Source organism: Cellulophaga sp. RHA_52 (genome assembly GCF_007827205.1).
GTDB lineage: Bacteria > Bacteroidota > Bacteroidia > Flavobacteriales > Flavobacteriaceae > Cellulophaga > Cellulophaga lytica.
The window spans coordinates 2402388-2421885 of sequence record NZ_VIRZ01000001.1 but is presented as its reverse complement, the minus strand read 5'-3'; the positions used below and the strand labels follow the sequence as shown (position 1 = coordinate 2421885).

The following is a 19498-nucleotide window of genomic DNA, read 5'->3' as shown; positions in this document are numbered from 1 at the left end:
TGTTAAGAAATTCTTAATTTAAGACACAACAAAAAACATACACAACAAAAAAATATAGCTTAAAATACTAATATCATAATTAAACCATTGGTTTTACTGGCTTTACAAGATGTAAGAAAATAACACAAATTTAAAACTCACAATTAATTAAAATAGTTAATGTTGTGGTAATGTATTGGTAAAATTAAAAAATGTAGTAGTACTATAATTCCAAAATATAGCTAGTTAAACTTGTCTCATGCGGTAAATTCATTTTTTTTCGCAAACGATATCGCTTTACTTCTACACTTCTAGGTGAGATGTTTAATAAAGGAGCAATTTCTTTAGAAGATAAATTTAAACGCAAATATGCACACAGTTTTAAATCGTTTGGAGTAAGTGTACTGTGCTTGGCTTTTATTTTATTTAAAAAGTCTTTATCTGCATTATTAAAAGCTTCTTGAAATAGTTTCCAATCATCTGTATTGTTAATATTTTTATCAATTATTTTAATTACAGAAGAAACCTTATTTCCCAAATTAGCTTTTATAAGTTCTTTTTTAATGGTATTTAAAAATTCATTTTTCTTTATAATACTCATTGTAGAAATTGCCAATTCTCTGTTCTTATTTTCTATGTCTAGTTTTAACTTCTCGTTATTTAACTGGGTTAATTGCTGTTTATTTTCTAGTTCTTTTCTAGACAGCTTTTGTTGTGTTTTTAACAGCGCTCTTTTTTGTTTGTTTTTATAATACACATCTATTAGCTTAAAAAGTAACACACAAGCAAAAATGTATATTGCAATTGCTATGTTAGATAGGTAAAAAGGGCGTTCTATAGTAAAGGTGTAACTGGCTGTGTTTGTTGTATTGTTACCAGATTTTCCCCTAACGTTAAATGTATATTCACCGTACGGTAAGTTTTCAAAAAGCTGAGACGTATTTTGTGACCAATTAGACCATTTGTTTGACAAGCCTTTTAATTGATACTGGTACTTATTTTTTACAATTGTATTAAAAAAAGGAAAACTATAATGAAAAGCTATATTGTTTTCTTTGTTTTTTAGCGTACTACTCTCAAACAAATTTACTTTAAATTTAGGATCATCTCTTTTGTAAGCCTCAATAGAGTTTATATTAATATTTAATTGTTCTGCATCTGCTTTATTTAAGTTATTTAAAACCAAATAACCGTTAGATGTGCCTACCAAATAACCAATATCTCCTACTTGAGTCATATTTTCAAAACCTGCTACACTATTTACTACATTACGTGCTACAGGTATGTTTGTAAGTTTAGGCTCACTACTAATACTACCAAAACTTAAAATAGAAATGTTATCATTTGCGTAACGCCATAGTTTTGTACTGTCTTCCTTTATTTTCATTAGTGTTGTTAAACTACTATAATCCTTAAAAAGATTTGAGTAGATAGAGTCTTTAACAAACTCATTATTTTTTAATGTAAATATGCCTTGAGATGATGAGTAAAGTAAAGAACCATTAAACTTTATAATATTAGAACCACTGCCCTCTTTAGACACAGATAAATACTCTTTGTTAAGTACTTTTTTATAGTCTGCATCTACTTTAAGTCTGTACAGCCCTTTTAACTCATGATTAACATAAATGGTGTTTCCTATATTTTCAAAAAAACGACTAGACATATTTAATCCTTCTAACCGGTTTTTATACTCCCAACTTCCGTTTTGTTTTTTAAGTATGTGTAGGCCGTTATAATTACCTTGTAAAACAAGGCTTTTATCTTTATTAATAGGTTTAAAATCCCAAGTGCCTGGAGCATTTTTAATAAAGTTTTTAATTTTATTATTTTCAATAATTAATGTTCCCTTATCGTGACCACAAAAAAGAGTGTTATCTATATTTTTTAATATCCAAACTTGTCCTTTTGTACCCGGAATAAAGTTAAAATTTGTTTGCTTTTTAATTTCTTTATAAAATAAACCTTGGTTGGTACCTAAGTATAAATAACCGTTATGTACTATAGATGTGTACACAGTTCCTAACTTACCATCATTATCTGTAAACACGTTAAACCTAGACGAGTTATTTATAAAGTTAATACCATTATCCAAACCTAGCCAAACATTTTTAAAGCGGTCTTCAAACAAAGAAAGTACAGTGTTATTACTTATTCCTTTTTGTCTATTAAGTTTATATTTTAAAGATCCGTCTTCATTTAAAAAATAAACACCATTAGATATTGTTCCTACAACTATACCATTATCTTTAAGTTTTATAGCATTGTAAACACTAATTTTATCAGTATTTAATGAGGTAATCCATTTTACAGGCTCTTCATTTTTAATGGTATAAAAACCATTATTTTCTGTAAGGTATAGTAATTGGTTATTTTGCTTTAGTATGGTAATTATTTTATTTTCTTTAAAAAAACTACTGTTACTTACTGGTTTTCTCTTTTCATTTTCAATTTTAAATAAACCAACACCCAATTCTTGATAATACAATGTATTGTCTACATATATCATTTTACCTATAGTAGCTTTAGCATCTATACGTTTTACTTCTTTTTTTTCTAGGTTGATTAAATATATTCTTGATAGTGATTGAAAAATTATCCAACCATCTATATTTTCTATGTTCCAAAACTGTTCACCGTCTACTAGTTGAAGATTTAAACTTTCTCTTAAAGAATAGTACTCTAATACACCTAAAGCATTTTTTTGCCAGTAACCAAAGTCCATAAAACTACCTGTAAAAACCTTGTCTCCAATAGCTTTTACAGAGCGTACAATAGAGTTATTGGGCACTGCATATAATTTCCATTCTGCACCGTTGTACTCTAATAACCCCCCGTTATTTGCTATATAAATTAAGTTATTTTGGTTTTGAGAAATATCCCAATTTTGGTTTTCTGCTGCATATTGTTGCGGAGTAATAATACTAATTGGTGGTAACTCCTGTGCTTTTAAAATAAAACACAATAAAAAAGGGAAAAAGGCAACTATTTTTTTTGACAACATAAATGGTTTGGAAAGTATCATAAAATTGTATGCTACAATATACAATATTCTATGTTTTTTAGCACAAAAAACAAACTAGATTAGCGGTTAACTATAGTAAATTGTCTTTTTCATACTCTAAAACTTCATCAATAGATTTATGCTCCTCTAAAGAAACAAACGCAATGTGTTGTGCTTGTTTTTTAAACAAATTCCAATACACAACAACATAACCATTTATTGGTGATACATATACTCCTTTTTTAGCCTCTTCTAGCTCTTTTTTTGTTCTTTTATGCTCTGTGTAAGTTACCCAAATAACTCTACTAAAGTCTACTTTATTAACTAATGTACCATAATAATTAGCTAATTTAAGTGCGGGTTGTTTACTTTCTAAATATTCATTTTTTACAGTGTTAACCAGTAAACTAACCTCTTTAAAAGATTTATCTTCTTCATTTAACGATATATCTTTTAACTCCCATTTATCATTTTTTTGCTCTACAAAATGTTTTAGCAAAGGGTATTCATTATCCTTAAAACTCAAGTGAAGCGTAAAGCTGTGGTAATACCCCAATTTATCTGTGTCTTCTTTAGCAAATAAATTTAAAAAAAATTGCTCTTTTTCTAGAACTTCGTTCTCTGTATAACTTTTATCAAAAATTAACTCTATAAAATTATAACTCCACTTTAAGTCAACCCCAAGAGGTTTCATTTTATCTGAAATTACTGCTTGTGTAGCCACAACTTGTTGTTTTTCTATATAGGTCTCATTAAAAGATAGTTCATTTGGATATACAGATGCAACATCTTTTTGTTCTACTATTTTACTTGCATCAAAAGTTAAATGCATTTCTACATTGGGGTTCCTTGCTTCATAAATTACAACAGTAAAGCAATTAGGGTTCATTGTAGCAGTATTAAAAAAACGCTCTAAATTCTTATATTTTAGAGTTGTACCATAATTGTTTTTTAAAAATAATTCTAAATTTTTAGCTGCACTTTTGTTAGATAAAATGTGCTTAAGTTTTACATACAAAAGTGTTACCACAACCACTACAATTATTAACGGTATTGTTTCTCTTATCATAGAAGTAAAAGTAATATTACGCTACAATAAATATGTAACGGTTTATAGGGATATTAAAAAAAATTATTTTTTTATACGTATTCCCGTACCAAAGTAAATGGTATTTTTTTTATCTACGGTAGATACCTTGTCGTTGTCTTTATTTCTTAACTCTGCGGTTTCCATAAGTACGCCAGAAAAATTACAAAAAAGTTCTAGGTGATCTTTTATTTTAAACTCGTAGCGTAACCCACCTAAAATAAGAGATACATTTATTTTTTTAGCTAAATCTTCTTCGTTATTAACAGGTAAGCCTTCTTGTATATTGGCTGTAAAACCGTCTAATTCTGTTACCAGTTTTAATCTTGATTTTTTAGAGATATGGTATTGTAAGTTAGACTTAGGAACGCCTAAATTATAAGACCATTTTGGGTGAAATTTACGGTAGTAACTAATAAAAGGTAATGGAAAAGAAATACCTCTGTTTTGCGAATAAGATACTCCTACTATTAAACGGTAAGGCTTATCAATAGTAGTATCATCACGTTTATCATTAATAAAAACTACATCACCTGCAAAGACAGCATCTTCAAAGGTAATTTTACTGCCTAAATTAGAGCTAAATCCGGGAGTAAAACGTACACCCAAACGCCAATCGTTTTTTAATTTTTTAATGTATGCTAGGTTAAACTCTAACATCTGAAAGTCCTGAATAATATCTGTATTAAACTTAGCAATTTCAGGATCAAAAGACATTTCTATATTGCTATAATCTAAACCTAACAAAAGGTAATTGCTATTTTTAAGTTCTATTGGGTAATTAACAGCTGCACGAGCTCTACTGTATCCAAAATTAGAGTTTCCTCTGGGTAAAACCTTATATTCTAATCTAGCAAAATCTGATATTTGTCCGGTTGCGGTTACAAAACACAAATAAAAAACAAATAACAGATATCTATACCTCATTCACTACAATTAAATTATTAATAATTATTAAAAAACTCTGCAAATTTACCAATAATTTAGGCAGTGCCCTATATATTATACTATTTAATTAGCTCTTTTTCTGCTATTGCTTTAGTATAATCTGCTTTAATAGTTGGGTGACTATTAAAAAACTTTTTACTGTTTTTACGTTTTAATGTAACCTCAACATCACCATTTTTTTTAGTATTTACGGCCGTAACCACAACAGTAAGGTTTTTTAGGCTTTTGTAATTTGCAAGTCCACCTCGTTTAATAATAAAGTTTTTTCTGGGTAAAACTAAATGTTGATAGGTAGCTGCAGATGCCGCACCTATTTTAAGTTCTGTTCCTACTTTAATCTCTGAATTTAAAGGTGTTGTGTTTGCGTGTAACGCTACAACCAAACACAAACTCATTACTAATGTTATAACTTTTTTCATATTTCTTAATTTTTAACCCTAAAAATAATCAATGACGTATTATTAAGCCAGTATTTTAAAGATACTTTAACAAAAACAAAAGCACCGTAAAAACGGTGCTTTGTGTTCAAGATTTGGGGAAAACTAGTCGTATTATTATTTAGCAACAATTATAAAGTCAGATCTTCGGTTAACTAGGTGCTCTTGCTCTGAACATTTTACACCGTTGCTACATTTATTTTTAAGTTTTAATTCGCCAAAACCATTGGCACTTTCTATTCGGTCTATATCCACTCCCTTAGACACTAAATATCTTCGGGTAGATTTTGCTCTGTTGTCCGACAACTCTAAGTTATAAGCATCTTTACCCCTAGAGTCTGTATGCGATTCTATTTTTATTTTAGTCTTTGGAAACTCTTTTAAAACAAAAAGCACTTTTTGTAGTTCTATTTCTGCTCTTGGCGTAATATCGTATTTATCATAATCAAAATAAATAGGTTCTACATTAATTTTTTCTACGTTATCCTCTTTCACAATTAAACTCTCAAAAGGTGTTAAATATACTTTATTATTTAATGATGGTTCTTCTGGGTTTTCTTGAGTTGCTATTGTTATTGTTTTTTTAGAATACTTATCCTTAGCAAATACAATTTTACTTGTTTGGTTACAAGGTAAAATAAAATTATAATACCCATTAACATCTGTTTTACTATTTTGTATTAGCGTGTCATCTTCATCATAAATAGCAACTGATACTCGCTCTAATGGCTGTTTTGTAAGCTTATTATATACATTACCAGAATACTCTAAACAGTTTACAGGTTTTGCTCCTTCAAAATGATAAATATCATCATCTCCCATACCTCCATAACGGTTAGATGCTATGTAGCCGCTGTTTGAAGCCATTTCTCTAATAAAAGAAAAATCGTCCATATTACTGTTTATAGGTTTCCCCATATTTAATGGTAATGAGTACTCACTATTTGGTAGTATTTTAGACGCAAAAATATCTAAGCCGCCTAAACCATAATGTCCGTCTGATGAAAAATACAACTCGTCCTTATCTACAAAAGGAAACATTTCTCTACCCCTTGTATTTATAGTTGGCCCTAAATTAACAGGTTTACCAACTACGTCTCCAGATGCAGATAGCTCTACAACATAAATATCACTAGAACCATAACCGCCATCCATATTAGATGTAAAGTAAAGGCGTTGCCCATCTGCGCTTAATGCTGGGTGGCCACAAGAATAGTTTTTACTATTAAAGCTTAAAGACATAACGTTTACCAACTTATTATCTGCAATTGTACCCTTTAATATTTGCATATTAGACAACCCATCTGCATTGGCATTAAGTTTATTTTTTTTAATAAAATTACGGGTAAAATATACTGTTCTTCCATTACTAGAAATTGCTATGGTTGCGTCATGAAAACTAGACTCCATATTTTCTAAAAACTTTTCTGGTACAAAATCTTCTTGTTTAGGGTTTGTAAAATACAAATCTAAATACGGTTGTTTGTTCCAAGGGTAAAGTTTATTAGACTTAGCAGTGTCTCTTGCAGATGCAAATACCAATCCTCTTGAGTACATGGCAGGTGCAAAATCTGACTTTGAGCTATTAAAAGGCATATTTTTAATAGTGTATTTTGGTTTTGTCTTAGAAATACTATCTAAATACGCCTTTTGTAATAAAATCATTTTTAATTTGGTAGGATTGGTGTAATACTCTTTCAAAAGTTCATCTGCCCTATCTATATGCATACTAGCTTTTAAACTTTGTACCAATTTTATTAAGTTACTCTCTCCTACTTCTTTTCCTTTTATGCTATATAACTTACTATACCAATCTTTTGCATTTTGGTAATCGTTTATATTAAAATAACTATCTGCCAAACGTTGTATAACGTGTAACGATGGTTTTCTTTTTTCTGATGCTACACTTGAATATAATTTTATAGCTTCACTAAACTTAAAATCTTCAAAATATACATCTGCTCTATCTTCTTTACTTTGTGCTACAGATAATGAAGCAAAAAGTATACTTAAAATGAATAAACTTTTTTTCATATCTATATTTTTAAAAGAATCTTGGTGATAATGCTCTCTTTTTAGAATTGAAAACACTGTACTTTAAAATAACTTCATGAGAACCATTATTGTAATCTCCTAAATCTGTTAACGTATAGTCATACGCATAACCAACAAATAACTCTTTAGTTATGTTAAAGCCTGCTAATGCACTAACGGCATCATCATAACGGTAAGCTGCTCCAATACTAAATTTATCATTAATTAAAAAGTTACCAGAAACATCTACCGTTATTGGTGCTCCAGATACGTGTTTTGTTAAAATTGTTGGTTTAAATTTTAAATTACCAGACAAATCAAACACATAACCACCCATTACGTAGTACTGGCTTTTACGATCTGTAACAACCTCATCATTATCTTTTAAAACAGATGAATTAAAAAGGTTTTGGGTAGATACACCTGCGTACCATTTTGTACCGTACATAAATGCTCCTATACCTAAAACAGGACGTACATCTTTATTGTTTTCATTAAAAACAGGATCCATATTATCTTCATAAGATCCTTTAGACCAATCTATGTTTAAAATGTCTACACCAGCGTTTATACCTAATGATAATTTAGTTACATAACCTAAAGGCAGTTCATAAGCAAAATTACCATTTACAGTAATGTTGTTAGATGCTCCTAATTTATCATTAATTGCACTTAACCCTAAACCAACTTTTTCTCCAAACTTACCCTGTATTGAAAAAGACTGGTTACTTGGTGCGCCTTCTAAACCTACCCATTGTGAACGATGTAAAAAGGTAGCCTCTAACTTGCCACTTGTACCAGTGTAACCTGAGTTAAGCGCCATAGTGTTATGCATATATTGTGTATACTGTGGTGCTTGCTGTGCATTAGAAGCACATATGCCTAAAAAGCCAAGCGCAAGCAGTAATTGGTGTTTTATATTTTTGGTTAACTTCATTGTAATATTCTTTTGGGGTTGTTGTGTAGGTTTTGTTTTATCTTGCTATTTGTAGCCAACCTTTTAAGGTTCTGTTTAATTCTGGAATAGTAAGTATGTAGTAATACGTGCCAGACGGTAAATGATCTCCTTTACGTAAAACACCATTTACATTTGCTACACCATCCCAGTTATTGCTATAATTAACTGTTTCAAAAACTTGGTTTCCGTTTCTGTTAAATACTTGTAATGTATTAGAACTATAATCTTCTAAACACTGTACTTTAAAGAAATCGTTATACCCATCATTGTTTGGTGAAAACTCGTTGTAAACAAACAAGCAAAACTCTTCACCTAAAACCTCTCCACAACTAATAACACCTACGCTTAATATAGCTTCTTCTGAGGTGCAACCACTTGCACTATCATAAGTAACTGTAATTTCTGTGTTATTTAAATCGTCCCAAGTAACCGTTACAAAACTATCTGTACTTGTACCACCATCTGTAATTGTACCACCAGTAACTGTCCACACATAATTTTGCTTATCTGTTTCTGTGGTATACATGTAACTATCTTCTAAACAAGCATCTTCAAAAATACCTGTAAGTGTAGCTTGCTCTGCTTCTTCTATTGTTGTTGTAATTGCTAATCTATCTTCACTCTCACAACCAGATGTTAAATTTGCTACATAATATGTTGTACCATCTACTATGGCCGTATCAGAAGAAAGCATTGTACCCCCTGTTTCTGCATCATAAAAAACAACAGCGGTTTCGTTTATCTGTATATCTGCCAAGGTAGCATTACTTGTACTACAAAATTCTTGTGCAGTACTACTAGTTGTTGGTGCAGGCTGCGTAAAGGTTACTGTAATAGCTAGTCTTTCACTACTTTCACAACCGTTTTCTGTATTAGCAACATAGTATGTTGCACCATCTACTAAAGCTGTAGAAGGGTCTAACATTGTGCCTCCTGTTTCCGCATCATAAAAAACAACAGCGGTTTCATTTACCTGAATATCTCCAACTACCGGATTATTTGCCTCACAAAAAACTTGTGTAGTGCTTGTTGTGGTTGGTGCAGGAGTATCTAAAATTGAAACCGTTATTTGTACACGTGGTAATACAGATAAAGGAACATCTAAAAGTCCTACATAGTATGTGCCACCATCTGTTAGAGCTGCATTAGCATCTACTGTAGCACTACCTAAAAGACTATCAAAAAATATAACATTATTACCATTTACATCTAAATCTAATAAAGTTGCATTATCTGATGCACAAAAAACCTGATTTAAATTATCTAGTATAAACTCTGGTATTGTTACTGTAACATCATCTGTAATGCTACACAAACCGCCAGATATAAAAATTTCTAATACATTATCTATATCAGATAAAAGATCTGTACCGTCTACTGCAATACTAAAATCTAAGTTAGCGTCTAATATGCCTGTATAAGTTGTACCATTTATAGCTACAGTAACTTCATCTCCTACATTAACGTCTCCTATTACAGAACCAGTAATGTCTGTGGTTGGGTTTACCTGAAAAATAGTAATTAAGTTAGCTAAGCTAATGTTGGTGTCTAGAGTAACGTCTAAAGCTGTATTAGAAGAATCTACAATAGTTACAGCTACAGGTTTTAAATCGCCATCTACATTTTTACAACCTGCAATATTATCTGTACTACCTACATAGTAAGTATACGGACTATTAACGTCTGTTAAGCCTGTAATGGTTAAAACTCCGTTTTCATCTATATTGTATGTTGCTCCGTTTACAACCATACCGTTAGTAATTGGCATTGTTTCTGCACTGTCTAAAAACCAATTGTATGTTGCATCTATAGCACTAGAAGGTACTAATACCACACTACTTTGTGAGCAAATAGGGTTTTCATTACCAATTACAGTAATATCTGCTGCAGTAGGTATTTCCATCACAGTTACAGGAACCTCTACTCTTGGAGATTCTTCTGTACAACCTACATATGCAGAAGCTACATAATAAGTGGTACTTGTATTTAAAGCTGGTGTTGTAAATGTATCACCAGAATTGGTTGTTGCTAACAAATTACCATCTGTTTCTGCATCATACCAACGTAATTCTACAGCTGCGCCATTTGCTGTTGCTGTTATTTCTGCTGTAGAGCCACTACATATACTAATATCTGTAGATGAGTCTGTAAATACTGGTTGTTCTGGTGCTCTATAAATATCATAAAGTCTAATTTGCTGACTAACTGCAACGTTTAACAAAGAAGCCAAACTAATAGTAACTCTATTAACAGAAGCACTAGGCTTAAACGCTACTACTGTACTATTACCATTTTGCAATAGACCTAATAAATCTAAAGATAACAAACTAGATATGTTAGATGAGTATACTTCTTGTACACCATTGCTTGCTGTAATATTAATATTATTTAGTAACCCTAAGCTAACTAGAGAAGGATCTACTGCCAAACGCACATATATTACATCATCTGTACCAGAATCTGCGTCAAAATAAATAGTTTGCTGTATGCTTGCTGCAACATCTAAAACTCCTAAACCTAACTCTGCAAAAGTGGATACATCACCATCTATAGCAAAATTTGGATTTGTTACTCCTGCTCCTCCTAAATTTAAAAGGTCTAAAGAAATACCATTACCGCTAAAAGAAGTATAACTTGGTAATCCGCAATCTCCTGTACCTGTTGTGTAATAAGATTCATACACACCTAACTGTCTGGTATTGTTTAACCCTATTAGAGATCCTATACTATTTTCAATTCGTATTCTATTGTACTCTTGGTCTGGTGTAACAGCCAAAAAGTAATCGTTATCTTTATCTACTACAACACGTAAATCTTCTGTAGAGAATCCGTTTGCTTCTGTAGATTGTTTTTCTAATACTGTAACAGCATTGTTTTGCGCTTTTACAGTAAACTCTTGATTACCAATAAGTAAAATACCTGCAATGTCTGACAATAGGCCTCCTAAGCTACCTCCTAACAAACTAGGCAACAAATCGTCTTGAGTTTCTATTTTGGTAAAACTTGTAGTATTTGCTGGTAAGTTGCTTGGGTACTGAAGTTCTAAATGCCCTGAGTACGCTCCAATACCTACAAGTATTCCGGAACTAGCATTTATGTCTGCTTTGGTTAATAAATTACCATCTACAGCGTTATTGGCATTGTCTACCCTATCTTGTATAGGAACTGCTGTAGCGTAATTTTTTGTTTGCGATTTAAGATTTGTAATACTAACGAGTAGTAGTGTTACAAAAATGAGTCTAATTTTTTGGGGTAAAATTAATTTCATTTAGTAAAATTTTGGTTAAGTTTCAATTTGGTACAATTATAACGTAACCTTGCGTATATGTATTCTCCACTTATTGTATTTACTCGATGAAATACACCCCATTTCGATGAAATACATAAAATTTTAAGAAATTGAAGATTATGCAAACGTTTGCAGTAATCTTTAAAAATAACTCAATTCCCTATAAATTAACTATTTGTAAAATATTGTAACAAAAAAAACACTTTTAAAACAATCTCAATTGTCTTAAAAGTGTTATCTAAAAAAGATAATTTTAACCTAAAAATATCTTACTTATAATATAACTGTGTAAAGTATAATTTTCCATTTTCATCAGCTTTAATATTTATAGCTGTGTATGTAAAATCTCCTTCCATTACTTTTTTGTGAGTTGGACTATTAATCCAAGCTTTAACTACACCGTTTGCTGTTTTAAAATCTTTAGCTAAGTTTTCTGAAACAAAATCTGCTTTTGCCTCTACTGCTAAATTAGATGCACGTAAATCAAAATTATCGTGGCTAATTTTACCAGCCTCAATCATATAATCATTATGCTGTGCAGCATAACCGTATGCCACTTTACCATATTCTAAAGTATTTAAACCTTGAGAAGATCTGTACTCATTTACCAATTCTATAACTTCTTTCTCTAATTCACTAGACGTATCTACTTGTGCATAAATTGCATCTTCTTGCTCAATGCTCTCTGTAGTACAAGAAGTCATTGTTATAAATAAAGCTAAAAGTCCTAATGGTAAAAATTTAAATTTTGACATGGTAATAAACATTTGTAGGTTAAATCTGGGACAAAGTTACCACGCCTTTTAAGCCTTTTTTCTAATTTTCAATTGAACGGATAGTTTTAAACGGTGAACTACAGAAAAGTGTATTTAAATCATTTTAAAAAAAAGTAGTCAAAAAATTTCATCCTAAAAACGTGCAGATTATCTAGGGTTAACAGCATTTTTATCATTATTATAAAAGTTAAAAAGAGAATACATTTTTATTCTCTATAGTAATTATATACTTTTAGATCTGAACTCAACTACAACTCAAAAAATGAAAAAATTAGCTTACCTAAAAGTCGTTACCGTTTTAGCGGTATTTAGTTTTACTACACAAACAAAAGCTCAAGATTTAAAAATTGCTGTAGATACTACGGTAGTAACAAACCACACTGCTACAATTAACAACACTAAGCTTACCTATAAGGCCACCACTGGTACACAACCTATTTGGGATAAACAAGATAATGTAGTTGCAACTTTGTTTTATACCTATTATAAAAGAACAAATGTTAGTAAAGGAGAAGAACGCCCCTTGGTAATATCTTTTAATGGTGGTCCTGGATCTGCATCTGTCTGGATGCACATTGCTTATACTGGACCTAAAATTTTAAATATTGATGACGAGGGTTACCCTGTACAGCCCTATGGTATTAAAGATAATCCGTATTCTATTTTAGACGTAGCAGATATTGTTTACGTAAACCCTGTTAATACGGGTTACTCTAGAATGGTTGCCCAAAAAGATGGGAAAATGCCAGACCGCAAACAGTTTTTTGGTATTAATGCAGATATTAAATACTTGGCTGCTTGGGTAAATACATTTGTTACACGTAATAATAGGTGGCAATCTCCTAAATATATTATTGGTGAGAGTTATGGCGGTACTCGCGTGTCTGGTTTAGCATTAGAACTACAAGAGTCTCAATGGATGTATTTAAATGGTGTAATTATGGTATCACCAGCAGATTATAAAATATACAACGCAGACGGACCTTTATCTTCTGGTATAAACTTACCTTATTTTACTGCTGCTGCTTGGCACCATAAAATGTTACCTACCGCTTTACAACAAAAAGACTTGTTAGAGGTATTACCAGAAGTAGAACAATATACTATAGACAAGCTTATGCCTGCCATTACTAGAGGAGGTTTTATAACAGATGCCGAGAAGCAAGATGTTGCAGAAAAAATGGCGTACTACTCTGGTATGTCTAAAAAAGCAATTTTAGACCATAACTTAATGGTACCTACTTCTTTTTTCTGGAAAGATTTACTGCGCAATAAAAGCGGACATACCATTGGCCGTTTAGACTCTAGATATTTAGGTATAGACAAAATGGCTGCTGGTACAAAGCCCGATTATAATGCAGAAATCACCTCTTGGTTACACTCTTTTACACCTGCAATTAACTTTTACCTTAGAGAACACTTAAACTTTAAAACAGACCTTAAGTACAATATGTTTGGTAGTGTACACCCTTGGGATAATAGCAATAATAATGTTAGAGAAGGTTTGCGCAAAGCAATGGCAGAAAACCCATACCTAAAAGTATTGTATCAAACAGGGTATTATGATGGTGCTACAACCTACTTTACCTCTAAATATAGTATGTGGCAAACAGACCCTAGCGGAAAACTAAAAGACAGATTTACTTTTAAGGGCTACAGAAGCGGACATATGATGTACTTGCGTAAAGAAGATTTAAAATCTGCTAACCAAGACATAAGAGCTTTTATTAAAAACAGTGCTGCTAATGGTAAAGCTGCTAAGTATTAGATGTGGGTTTTATGTTTGATAAAAATTTAGGTTATAAGCTTATAAATAAAATAAAAAAATCTGGAAAAATTTCAATTTCCGAAGAAAGTAAATGTTATTACCACTGTAAAGTAAATGGAGAACCTAAAATTATTTCCTTAAATAAAGATTTAAGAGATTCAACTATTTTAAATTTTAACGAAATTCATAGGTATAAATTTACTGGAAATTATTTATTGATATCATTTAAAAATGGATATACGGAAATAATAAATTTGAAAACTAATAATAAAGTAAAAATTGAGGAAAAACTCTCATTCGTATTAACATATGAAAATCAAGGATATATAATTATAAATTCAACAAATAATTTACTTATATATGACAAAATTGAAAGCACTATAGAAGAGTTTACATTTTACAAAGAGCTAATTTTTAAAGCGATTACAGATTCAAAGCTAATATTTTACGGCAATGAAGGCAACAAAATATTCATTTTTGATATCGATTTAATTATAAATCACAAGCAAAAATCCTATGAAAATATCCCTTTTATTACTTGGAGCGATACTAATGAGAATACAACACTTTATGAAATAATTATTAGAGATCAACTTTTACTAATTTTAAAAGGTACATCTGTTATATGCTTAAATATTGAAACAGGTAAAGTAGTTTGGTCTCTTAATAGTGAGATAGCTAAGCAAATGGGAGTTATTTCTGGCGAATATTTATACACAGCATCTAACACAAGCCTTACTAAAATAGCTATTGCATCTGGTGAGGTTGAGTATGCGATAAGATTTCAAAAAGAATATCAGCTAGAAAAATTAATAACTCTTTATGGGATAGAAGATTTAACCTTATTTAAAAATGAGCTATGGGCTTATACTAAATTTGGCACCTTATCTTTAGTTTGTATTGATAAAGAAACTGCTTACTTTAAAAAAGTAATTCCTTTAGAAAGTTTAGGCATTAAAACTGGTATATTTTCTTTTCAGTTTTATAAAGACAAGCTTTTTATTCACGATTATGATTATACGCTACACATTTTTGAAAAAGAAGAAACTGATTTAATTTAGTTGGTTTAACGGCACAAGCAAGATGCTTGCGCTAGCGGGGGAAATATCACAAGCAATTACTGAAGCTTTAAACGATATCAATAGTTTTAATTTAATTTTTAAATGAAAATTTACACTGAAATAAAACAATTTGAACTACTAGATGATAGTAAATTGATTACTTTAAAAGAGAACAATGAACTTATTATCAGCAATAATGGCAAAAAACAAAAGATTTTAAGTATTAAATCTTTTGTTTGTATCAAAAACTATTTAATTTATATTGATTGGAATCAAAAAAATACGATTTTATATAATTTAATCAGTAATTCGATAATAGAACTAGATACTTTAATTAGTTTCCAAAATATTTCTGGTATTATAAATGATGACTATATCATTGGAGTTAGTCGGGAGAATGGGGTGAAATTTAATTTAATATTAAATTTAAAAAATTTAAAAACTTCAAAAAAATACCCTATAAACTATGGCTTAAACGGAATTTGGAAAATTTTAGAAAATAAAACATTTCTTTCTAAAAATGACACAGATATAAACTGTTATTATTTAGATACAGGAAAAGAAGTGTGGAGTTTTAACTTTCAACAGTATACTAAACAAATTAACAATCACTTAATTTCTAACGAGTTATTGATAATAGATAATTTGTTGTTTTTATCTTTTGCAAATAGCAGTTTAAACGCCGTAGGAAGTATTGTAATAAAAACAGATACTGGCAAAGTACACAAAGAAATACCTAGCCTTAAAGGCTTTTTATATACTAACAATAACAAAGAAGTTATTGCAACTTCTGGTATTTTTAATAACATACAAACGTTAAGTATTTTTAATTTAGATACAGAGGAGTGCAAAACAATAACGTTAAACAATATTTTTCCTGCTAATAATTGGAGTATTAAACACCAATCTAGTGTTGTTCATAATAATAAATTATACTTAGCTATACAGCAAGGAGAAACATTAATAGCCAGTATATTGGCTGTCTTAGACCTTAAAACAAATAAGATTATAGATTATTATGAACTCTTAAAAGATCCCAAAAAAAATTCTAATGAAGATAACTGGTATCATATAGATAAAATTAAGGTAAATGATAGTATGATTACTGTATTAACAGCAGGTGGAACTCTTCATATTTTTGAAAAAGAAGAAACTGATTTAATTTAGTTCGATGCCCCGCTAGCGCGAGCGTCACGCTCGTGGCTTAAAGAGTAGGCAAATAAGCAAAATAGTTGCGCTAGCTGAAGAAACTAATTTACTATAATTAAATAAAAAAATAACTCTTAAAAATTATCAGTATCAGCTTAATAGCTACAAAACCCTTACCATTGTTAATAAGTAGTGCTTGGTAGTAAAGCAAAAAAGGGATAATCATTCTATTTTTGCGATCTCTTTGTAAAATAAATTATGCGATATTTAGAAGTTGGCGATAAGCTTTTTAATGTAAAACGAGACGGTTTTAACGACTTTGCACGTTACTCTTTCTCTGAGGTTATTTCACTTACCAAAACCTTAGCTGTTTTAAAAAACGGTGTTAGATTGGTAAATCAGCCTCGTAAATCTTATATTATTAGTGATGTTGGCTATCCGGTTTCTAAAAACAAAGGTGCACATTGGCATATTGTAACTATAGAAGCCATTAGAGATGCACAAGTAGAGAATGCCAAAATTGAAGCCCATGACTGGTTTCATGAAAAGCAATTTACTTTAAAAGAAATTATGTTTATTCACAGAAAGTTTAAAGAATTAGAAAAGCATTTAGAATAACCTAAATGCTTTTTTGTTTATTGTAATAATAAGCTAAACTACCTCTTTACGCCATTGCAGTAGTGTTTTTACTAATAATACACTTACAACTCCCATTAATGCCAATATTAGTATTTCTGATATGTTTGTAGCCTCATAAACTATAGCTGTTATAAAATGGTATACATTAAAAATACCTAATAAAATTGCCCATATTATAGAGGTTAATCTAAACCATTGTTTAGATACTTCTAATGTTGCTATGCAAAAAAGCATTGCAATGCCTTCAAAAAATATACGGTACAAGTGGTGATCTACTGGTACATCTCCTGTAGCGCCTTCTATCATTAAACTCTCATTATAATACACGCCAAATAAACCGTAAACGTGGTGTATAATAAAGCCTACTACTATTAATAGCCAGAATATTGAAATTTTTGTTCTCATAAATTTTATTTTCTTAGATTGATCTTCTCCTGTTTCTAATTGATTTTCTTGTTCTTTTCTTTGTTCTAAAACTGTTTTCTGGTATTCTGCTACTAGTTTAGCGTGACTAACCTTTGGTACTTTACGTTCTAACTTAAAATATATAGCCAAAGCCACCGAAGCTAACACCAACCAAAAGGCATCTATTGTAAAAACATCTAATTGATTGTTTGCAAAGGTTTTCCAAAACCAATTGCCAGATACCAAGCCATTAACTATTGGTATTAAAAATCCTAAAATACTGCCCCATAACAAGCTATATTTATTGGTAATGTAATTGTCTCTTTTACTTTTAAAGTAAATGGTTAATAGCAACCAGCCTACAAAAAATACGAGATACAAAATGGTTTGCCTACTTGCATCTAACTCTCTTGGTAGTAGTTTAGATGCTATAAAAGACAATGCTGTTATAGGAAACATACTTAAACATATGGCCAAATACACGTGCCCTACTCGCCTATTATACAATTGCTTTGCTGCAGATATATTTTTTTTATTACGTGCCTCTAACCAAATAAGTACACCAGATATAATTACAAAACAAGTGATTAATGCTAGTATAAAGTATATTACCTTTAAGTACATACCACCAAAATCTCCAAAGTGCAGTTTACGTATGGTAAGTTCTACATCTTCTACATAGCTGTTTACATAAGGGCTTTTTTCAGATTCTATAGTATTAGTAGCCATTTTATAAACGACTCTTCCGTTACCTAAAAACTTTTCTTTAGAGCCTAATAAACCATCAACCTGAAACATCATAGTTGTTGCTCCGTAGCTCTTAATATAAATTTGCTGTGCTGTAAAGTTTTCCCATTTTTTATCGGCCTTAGCCATAAAAGAATTTACGTCTAAAACAGTATCTAACTTTTCTTCTAACGGATAAGTTTTCATCATTGGACGTATATCCTCTAAAAGCTTATCTTGGTTATTATTATACACATAATTTGCTGGTAACAACACAAAAACAGACATACATAAAAAACAACTTGTAACTGCATATACAAACTGAAAAGGCAAACCTATTACGCCTAATGCCGTGTGTGCATCTGTCCAAACCATTTTTAATTTTGCCTTGGGTCTAAAAACATAAAAGTTAGACACCATTTTTTTCCAATGCACAATAACCCCTGTTACTATAGCAAACAAAAAAAACAATGCTACAAAACCTGCTATGTAAATACCTATTGTTGGTAATTGATGAAAAAAATGCAACCTGTACAATAGCTCTCCTACACTATAAAAAGAATAATACTCACTTATTTTATAGGTTTCTTGATCTGCATAAAAATAAGTTGGTTTTTCTGGTATATTTACTACTGTAGTATCTTGGGAGTCTGTTAGCTGTACGTAAATATCTTTTTTAGCATCTGCTGGTATTATGCGTATGTCTCTACCATAAAGTGTATGGCCTTCTGCCTCTATACTTTTTATAAGCCTATTAAAATCTATATCTTCAGGAGCTAAAATTTCTGCTGTGTTTCCTTTTTCCCAAGCAGTAATTTCATCCTTAATAAGCGCAAAGGCTCCTGCAAAAAATATAATATATAAGGCTACACTAATTACAATACCACTAACGGTATGTGTATGAAAAAAAACATTGTAATTACGTTTACTCATTATATTAAAGGGGAATTAAGTTTTCCAAAATAAATTGCTAGTGCTAAAAGTAGACTTAGACCTAAATATACTAGCCAAACCAACCATCCGTTTTTAAATAAAAAAGGAACAATCATTAATGCACCCCAAACTATAAATATGGTATATATAGACGTTGCCAATACTATTTTAGGGTTTGGTAACCATAATGCTAATGCTATATGTACTAATGATGTTACAATATAACCACCAACAATACCTGCAGATATTTTTGCAAATTGCTGCCAAGGATTTGTTGTTAAATATTTAGAATTTGCCGGCATAGT

14 protein-coding genes are annotated in these 19498 nt (G+C 30.7%); 4 read left to right on the top strand and 10 right to left on the bottom strand.

From position 1 onward, the window contains the following. Positions 1 to 202 precede the first annotated feature (202 nt). From JM80_RS10720 to JM80_RS10685, 8 genes are all read right to left on the bottom strand, one after another. Positions 203 to 3004, bottom strand: a complete 2802-nt coding sequence (locus tag JM80_RS10720; RefSeq protein ID WP_255436755.1) for a triple tyrosine motif-containing protein — start codon at positions 3002 to 3004, stop codon at positions 203 to 205. 70 nt (positions 3005 to 3074) lie between these two features. After that, a complete protein-coding gene (locus tag JM80_RS10715; protein ID WP_013622815.1) occupies positions 3075 to 4052 on the bottom strand; it encodes a hypothetical protein in 978 nt (325 codons plus the stop codon). A gap of 63 nt (positions 4053 to 4115) precedes the next feature. Then, entirely contained in the window at positions 4116 to 4997 is an 882-nt protein-coding gene (locus tag JM80_RS10710; RefSeq protein WP_051456075.1) for a DUF6268 family outer membrane beta-barrel protein, read from the bottom strand. Positions 4998 to 5077: 80 nt separating this feature from the next. Next, positions 5078 to 5437, bottom strand: a complete 360-nt coding sequence (locus JM80_RS10705; RefSeq protein ID WP_034645290.1) for a hypothetical protein — start codon at positions 5435 to 5437, stop codon at positions 5078 to 5080. 135 nt (positions 5438 to 5572) lie between these two features. After that, complete coding sequence (locus JM80_RS10700) at positions 5573 to 7489, bottom strand: OmpA family protein (RefSeq protein ID WP_144710050.1); 1917 nt, start codon at positions 7487 to 7489, stop codon at positions 5573 to 5575. Positions 7490 to 7499: 10 nt separating this feature from the next. Next, positions 7500 to 8426, bottom strand: a complete 927-nt coding sequence (locus JM80_RS10695) for a type IX secretion system membrane protein PorP/SprF (RefSeq protein ID WP_144710048.1) — start codon at positions 8424 to 8426, stop codon at positions 7500 to 7502. Positions 8427 to 8463: 37 nt separating this feature from the next. Further along, the gene (locus tag JM80_RS10690; RefSeq protein WP_144710045.1) at positions 8464 to 11715 is read right to left on the bottom strand and encodes a gliding motility-associated C-terminal domain-containing protein; all 3252 of its coding nucleotides are present in this window, start codon (positions 11713 to 11715) and stop codon (positions 8464 to 8466) included. Positions 11716 to 12005: 290 nt separating this feature from the next. Further along, entirely contained in the window at positions 12006 to 12491 is a 486-nt protein-coding gene (locus JM80_RS10685) for a CAP domain-containing protein (RefSeq protein ID WP_013622821.1), read from the bottom strand. A gap of 283 nt (positions 12492 to 12774) precedes the next feature. Between JM80_RS10685 and JM80_RS10680 the strand changes: the two genes are divergently transcribed. The 4 genes from JM80_RS10680 (at position 12775) to JM80_RS10665 (ending at position 17108) form a co-directional block, all read left to right on the top strand. Next, positions 12775 to 14280 carry a S10 family peptidase gene (locus JM80_RS10680; protein ID WP_144710042.1) on the top strand — a complete coding sequence of 502 codons (1506 nt, stop codon included), beginning with the start codon at positions 12775 to 12777 and terminating at the stop codon, positions 14278 to 14280. Positions 14281 to 14291: 11 nt separating this feature from the next. Next, positions 14292 to 15341, top strand: a complete 1050-nt coding sequence (locus JM80_RS10675) for a hypothetical protein (RefSeq protein WP_144710040.1) — start codon at positions 14292 to 14294, stop codon at positions 15339 to 15341. A 102-nt stretch (positions 15342 to 15443) separates the two neighbouring features. Next, entirely contained in the window at positions 15444 to 16508 is a 1065-nt protein-coding gene (locus JM80_RS10670; RefSeq protein WP_144710038.1) for a hypothetical protein, read from the top strand. A gap of 240 nt (positions 16509 to 16748) precedes the next feature. Beyond that, the gene (locus JM80_RS10665; protein WP_144710036.1) at positions 16749 to 17108 is read left to right on the top strand and encodes a pyruvate kinase; all 360 of its coding nucleotides are present in this window, start codon (positions 16749 to 16751) and stop codon (positions 17106 to 17108) included. A gap of 33 nt (positions 17109 to 17141) precedes the next feature. Here JM80_RS10665 and JM80_RS10660 read toward each other — a convergent pair whose 3' ends face one another. Next, a complete protein-coding gene (locus JM80_RS10660) occupies positions 17142 to 19193 on the bottom strand; it encodes a PepSY domain-containing protein (RefSeq protein WP_144710034.1) in 2052 nt (683 codons plus the stop codon). Then, positions 19193 to 19495 (bottom strand): hypothetical protein, encoded by a 303-nt coding sequence (locus JM80_RS10655; RefSeq protein WP_013622826.1) that lies wholly within the window; start codon positions 19493 to 19495, stop codon positions 19193 to 19195. The genes JM80_RS10660 and JM80_RS10655 overlap by 1 nt, the downstream gene beginning before the upstream one ends. Between the last annotated feature and the right edge of the window lie 3 nt (positions 19496 to 19498).